The sequence below is a fragment of the uncultured Methylobacterium sp. genome (genome assembly GCF_964251405.1).
Classification (GTDB): Bacteria; Pseudomonadota; Alphaproteobacteria; order Rhizobiales; family Beijerinckiaceae; genus Methylobacterium.
Genome location: NZ_CAXUJR010000090.1, coordinates 1 through 5,250, shown reverse-complemented (window position 1 = coordinate 5,250; position 5,250 = coordinate 1). Strand labels below are relative to the sequence as shown.

At 68.3% G+C, this 5,250-nt stretch carries 7 protein-coding genes; all 7 read left to right on the top strand.

Translation table 11 applies throughout. From position 1 onward, the window contains the following. A partial coding sequence (locus tag ACFE7U_RS14650; RefSeq protein ID WP_375410458.1) for a DUF4175 family protein occupies window positions 1-519 on the top strand: 519 nt, incomplete at its 5' end. Window positions 520-654: 135 nt separating this feature from the next. Next, entirely contained in the window at window positions 655-840 is a 186-nt protein-coding gene (locus ACFE7U_RS14645) for a twin transmembrane helix small protein (RefSeq protein WP_375410457.1), read from the top strand. Between the two features lie 147 nt (window positions 841-987). Further along, window positions 988-1,620 carry an acyloxyacyl hydrolase gene (locus ACFE7U_RS14640; RefSeq protein ID WP_375410456.1) on the top strand — a complete coding sequence of 211 codons (633 nt, stop codon included), beginning with the start codon at window positions 988-990 and terminating at the stop codon, window positions 1,618-1,620. Between the two features lie 123 nt (window positions 1,621-1,743). Next, the gene (locus ACFE7U_RS14635) at window positions 1,744-2,316 is read left to right on the top strand and encodes a cob(I)yrinic acid a,c-diamide adenosyltransferase (protein ID WP_375410455.1); all 573 of its coding nucleotides are present in this window, start codon (window positions 1,744-1,746) and stop codon (window positions 2,314-2,316) included. Between the two features lie 259 nt (window positions 2,317-2,575). After that, a complete protein-coding gene (locus ACFE7U_RS14630) occupies window positions 2,576-3,325 on the top strand; it encodes an electron transfer flavoprotein subunit beta/FixA family protein (protein WP_375410454.1) in 750 nt (249 codons plus the stop codon). Window positions 3,326-3,389: 64 nt separating this feature from the next. After that, on the top strand, window positions 3,390-4,340 hold the full coding sequence (locus tag ACFE7U_RS14625) for an electron transfer flavoprotein subunit alpha/FixB family protein (protein ID WP_375410453.1): 951 nt from the start codon (window positions 3,390-3,392) through the stop codon (window positions 4,338-4,340). A gap of 200 nt (window positions 4,341-4,540) precedes the next feature. Continuing rightward, window positions 4,541-5,250, top strand: a 710-nt coding sequence (locus tag ACFE7U_RS14620; RefSeq protein ID WP_375410452.1) for a 3-hydroxyacyl-CoA dehydrogenase NAD-binding domain-containing protein, incomplete at its 3' end; no start/stop codon positions are given.

Genomic DNA, 5,250 nt, shown 5'->3' with positions numbered 1-5,250 from the left:
GGACAGCAGGGACAGGGCGGAACCGGCCAGCGCCAGCAGGCCCTGCGCGAGCGCCTGGAGGATCTGCAGCGCCGCATGAAGGAACTCGGCATGCAGGGCGAGGAAGGCCTCTCCGATGCCGAGGAGGCGATGCGCGACGCCGAAGGTGCGTTGGGCCAGGGCAAGGAGGGCGACGCCGTCGACGCTCAGGGCCGTGCCCTCGACGGGCTCAAGCGCGGAGCCGAGGGCATGCAGCAGCAGATGCAGGAGATGGCCGAGGGCGAGGGCGAGGGCGAGCAGGAGGGCCAGGGCAAGTCGCCGAGCCAACAGGGCCAGGCCGGCTCCCGCGACGACGATCCGCTCGGCCGCCCGACCAAGGGGCGCGACCTCTCGGGCGGCAATGTCCGAGTCCCCACCGCCGACGAATCCGGGGTCCAGCGCACCCGCCGGATCATGGAGGAGCTGCGGCGCAAGCTCGGCGACCCGAGCCGACCGCGCGAGGAGCTCGACTACTTCGAGCGGCTGCTGCGCCGGAATTGACCGGGCGCCGTCCAATGGGCTGCGCCGACCTGCCATAGGCGACGGGGCGTCGAAGCGCGTCTATGTGATGCCGAGGGACGAGCGGTCATGCGTGATCCGGACCGCACTCCCGATCCTTGAGCCGAGACGCCCGTCATGTCCTCCAACACCATCGTCCTCGCCGCCTGCGTCGCGGTCGCCGTGGTTCTCCTGCTCGGTCTCGTCAACATGATGCGGGGCGGCAGCAGCAACGTCTCGCAAAAGCTGATGCGCCTGCGCGTGATCCTGCAGTTCCTTGCCATCGTGTTGATCATGGGCGTGCTGTGGTGGCGCTCGACCTGAGCCTTCGGATCGGCCGGTCGAAGTGTGGCGGCGGGGTCTCACCCTGGATCTATCCGCCCGGAACGGGATGAATACGCTTCATCCCCTCTCAACCAGGGCACCGGCCGCATGATACCGTCGGGAAATGGAAGGCCGGACCAACACGCAATGAAGCTCTCGACCCATCGGATCATTGCGGGCGCCCTCGTCTTGGCGTTCGCGGGCGGCACCATCTCGGGGACCCGTGCGGCGGACCTGCGAGGAGCCCGGCCGGCTCCCCCGGTCTATGTTCCCCCGGCACAACCGATGAGCTTCGTGTCGGAGGTCCGCATCGGCGGCTCGGTGCAGGATCCCGGCAGCGCCGAAGGCGGCACCAACAACATCAACGGCGAGCTCCTGTTCGCCAAGCCCGTGCTCAGCCTCGATCCGTTCTGGCAGGCCTTCGTGCCCCGCCCGACCGTCGGTGGCAGCTACAATTTCGGCGGCCGCACCAGCTACGGCTATATCGGCGGAACCTGGAGCGTCGACCTGTTCCCCGAGACCCTCAACCGCGTCGTCTTCCTCGAAGGCTTCTTCGGCGGGGCCGTCCACGACGGCTACACGGGACCCAAGAGCAACACGCCGTTCGGCTTCAACACCCTGGGCTGCTCGCCGTTGTTCCGTGAGGCCGCGGCCCTGGGCTTCCGCCTCAGCGAGCGTTGGAGCATCATGGCCACCGTCGAGCACATGTCGAATGCCGGCCTGTGTGCCAACAACCGCGGCCTGACCAATTTCGGCGGCAAGCTCGGCTACACGTTCTAGAGCGCCAAACCGGACACGGGATCCGGTCCGACGCTCCAGGTCCCGATGCTGCATCGGCTTTCTCCGAAGAGTGGCATCCACTCTTCGGGGCGACACTCCCACCGAACACCCCGATCGGACGCCGTGGTCACCCTCAACCGCATCTACACCCGCACCGGCGACAAGGGCTCGACGGCCCTGGCCAACGGCGAGCGCCGCTCCAAGGCCGACCTGCGGGTCGAGACCTACGGCACGGTCGACGAGACCAATGCGTGCATCGGCCTCGCGCGCCTGAGTGCCGAGCCCGCCCTCGACGCGATGCTGGCGCGCATCCAGAACGACCTGTTCGATCTGGGAGCCGACCTAGCGACGCCCGAGGGCCCGGAGAAGCCGGCCTACGAGCCGTTGCGGATCGTGGCAGCGCAGGTGACCCGCATCGAGACCGAGATCGACGCCCTCAACGCCGACATCGCACCGCTGAAATCCTTCGTGCTCCCCGGCGGCTCCCCGGCGGCGGCGGCCCTGCATCTCGCCCGGACGGTCTGCCGACGGGCCGAGCGCCTCGCCGTGGCGCTGGCGGCGATCGAGGGCGAGACGGTCTCGGCCGAAGCGCTGCAATATCTCAACCGCCTGTCGGACTTCCTGTTCGTGGCGAGCCGGACGGCGAACGCAAACGGCGCCGCCGACGTGCTCTGGGTGCCGGGGAAGAATCGGTAGGGCTGCAACGCACGCGACCCTGGTCGTTCCGGGCTCCGCCGCGCAGCCCTGCAACGACTCACGAGACGGCCCCGGATTTCGCGGACGTTTCGGTGACTCGGATCCCGGGACGGCCCGACTCGTCGCCTCGCGTTGACAAGCGCGAAATCCCACCGCTACGGTCCGCCGCCTCGTCAGCGAGGGCGCCATGCGTTCGGCCCGTCCGAAGGCCGTCGGCTGCCACGCTGTACCATTATCCGCGCTGAGGATTGTGACCGCCATGAAGGTTCTGGTGCCCGTCAAGCGGGTCGTCGACTACAACGTCAAGATCCGCGTCAAGGCGGACGGTTCGGGCGTCGAGCTCGCCAACGTCAAGATGTCGATGAACCCCTTCGACGAGATCGCCGTCGAGGAGGCGATCCGCCTGAAAGAGAAGGGCAAGGTCACCGAGATCGTCGCCGTGTCGATCGGGCCGCAGCAGGCGCAGGAGACCCTTCGTACGGCACTCGCCATGGGTGCCGACCGGGCGATCCTGGTCAAGACCGACGTGAACGTCGAGCCTCTGGGGGTCGCCAAGATCCTCAAGGCCGTGGTCGAGAAGGAAGGCCCCGAGCTCGTCATCCTCGGCAAGCAGGCCATCGACGACGATTCCAACCAGACCGGCCAGATGCTCGCCGCCCTGCTCGGCTGGCCGCAGGGCACCTTCGCGTTCAAGGTCGAGTTCGGCGAGGGATCGATCGACGTCACCCGGGAAGTCGACGGCGGCCTCCAGACCGTGACGCTGGCGCTCCCGGCCATCGTCACGACGGACCTGCGCCTCAACGAGCCGCGCTACGCCAGCCTGCCCAACATCATGAAGGCCAAGAAGAAGCCGCTCGAGGAGATGACGCCCGACGGGCTCGGCGTCGACGTCACGCCGCGCATCAAGGTGCTCAAGACCGTCGAGCCCGCCGGCCGCAAGGCCGGCGTCAAGGTCGAGTCCGCGGCTCTCCTCGTGGAGAAGCTGAAGGTCGAGGCCGGGGTGATCTGACCGCCCCGCTCCCGCCCCCTTCTCCAAGCCCGAACGGGCGTCCCCGATCCGAGGTTACACGCACATGGCCATCCTCCTCCTCATCGAGCACGAGAACGGTGCCGTCCGCGACGCCAGCCTGAAGGCGGTGACGGCGGCAGCGGCCATCGGCGGCCCGATCCACGCCGTCATGCTCGGCGCAGGGGCCAGGGCGGCCGCCGAGGCGGCGGCGAAGCTCGACGGGATCGAGACGGTGCTGGTCTCCGAGGATGCGGCCTACGACCACCTGCTCGCGGAGCCGACCGGGGCGTTGCTCGCCGCCATCGCCGGACCCTACGACGTGATCCTGGCCGCCGCCTCGACGACGGGCAAGAACGTGCTGCCGCGCGTGGCCGCCCTCCTCGACGTCGCCCAGATCTCGGACATCATCAAGGTCGTCGCGCCCGACACCTTCGAGCGGCCGATCTATGCCGGCAACGCGATCCAGACCGTCCAGGCCCCGGCCGGCAAGGCGGTGATCACCGTGCGCACGGCGGCCTTCAAGGTGGCGGCCGAGGGCGGCGGCACGGCCGAGATCAAGGACGTCGAGGCCGCGGTGCCGGCCGCTGGCGGCGCGACCTTCAAGGGCGAGGAGATCGCCAAGTCGGACCGGCCCGAACTCGCCGCCGCCCGCATCATCGTCTCGGGCGGGCGCTCGCTCGGCTCGGCCGAGAAGTTCAAGGAGCTGATCGAGCCGCTGGCCGACAGCCTCGGTGCGGCGGTCGGCGCCTCGCGCGCGGCAGTCGATGCGGGCTACGCACCCAACGACTGGCAGGTCGGCCAGACCGGCAAGGTCGTGGCACCCGATCTCTACGTCGCGGTGGGCATCTCCGGCGCGATCCAGCATCTCGCCGGCATGAAGGACTCGAAGGTCATCGTCGCCATCAACAAGGACGAGGACGCGCCGATCTTCCAGGTCGCCGATTACGGCCTCGTCGGCGACCTCTTCCAGGTGGTGCCGGACTTCCAGGCCGCCATCGCCAAGGCCAAGGGCTGAACACCGTCACGCCATACCGGCGGCCGACTGCGCTGCAGGGCGGGTCGCCCTGCATTTAACGCTCGGGGCCGTACTGCACCTGCGGGCGAAAATGTTCTAAGAAATCGATGATCCGCGATGGATGGGGCGTCGACCCGGCCATCGCGAAGGCAATGCGTTCGCCGGCGGGTCCGGCTGCGCCTCGGGGGTGCGAGCACGCGATGGGCATCGATATCAGGACGGTCGGGATCATCGGTGCGGGACAGATGGGCAGCGGCATCGCGCATGTCTGCGCCATGGCGGGGCTCGATGTGCGCCTCAACGATCGCGAGAGAAGCCGGATCGAGAGCGGCCTCGCGACGGTCGACGGCAACCTCGCCCGTCAGGTCGCCAAGGGCACCATCACCGACGAGCAGCGCCGCAGCGCGGTCGGGCGCATCATGGCGGCCCGCGAATTCGACGATCTCGCTCCCTGTGACCTCGTGATCGAGGCCGCCACCGAGGACGAGGCCACCAAGCGCAAGATCTTCAGCACCCTGTGCGGCTCCCTGAAGCCCGATACGATCATCGCCACCAACACCTCGTCGATCTCGATCACGCGGCTCGCCGCATCGACGGACCGGCCGGAGCGCTTCATCGGCATTCATTTCATGAACCCGGTGCCGGTGATGCAGCTCGTCGAGCTGATCCGCGGCATCGCCACGGAAGACCCGACCTACGAATCGGCCAAGGCCTTCATCGCTAAGCTCGGCAAGACCTCGACGATGTCGGAGGATTTCCCGGCCTTCATCGTGAACCGCATCCTGCTGCCGATGATCAACGAGGCGATCTACACACTGTACGAGGGCGTCGGCTCGGTGGAGGCGATCGACACGGCCATGAAGCTCGGGGCGAACCACCCGATGGGCCCGCTTCAGCTGGCCGACTTCAT

Coding starts and splice junctions, on each gene's coding strand:
- ACFE7U_RS14645 (WP_375410457.1), top strand. CDS start 655: ATGTCCTCCAACACCATCGTCCTCGCCGCCTGCGTCGCGGTCGCCGTG.
- ACFE7U_RS14640 (WP_375410456.1), top strand. CDS start 988: ATGAAGCTCTCGACCCATCGGATCATTGCGGGCGCCCTCGTCTTGGCG.
- ACFE7U_RS14630 (WP_375410454.1), top strand. CDS start 2,576: ATGAAGGTTCTGGTGCCCGTCAAGCGGGTCGTCGACTACAACGTCAAG.
- ACFE7U_RS14625 (WP_375410453.1), top strand. CDS start 3,390: ATGGCCATCCTCCTCCTCATCGAGCACGAGAACGGTGCCGTCCGCGAC.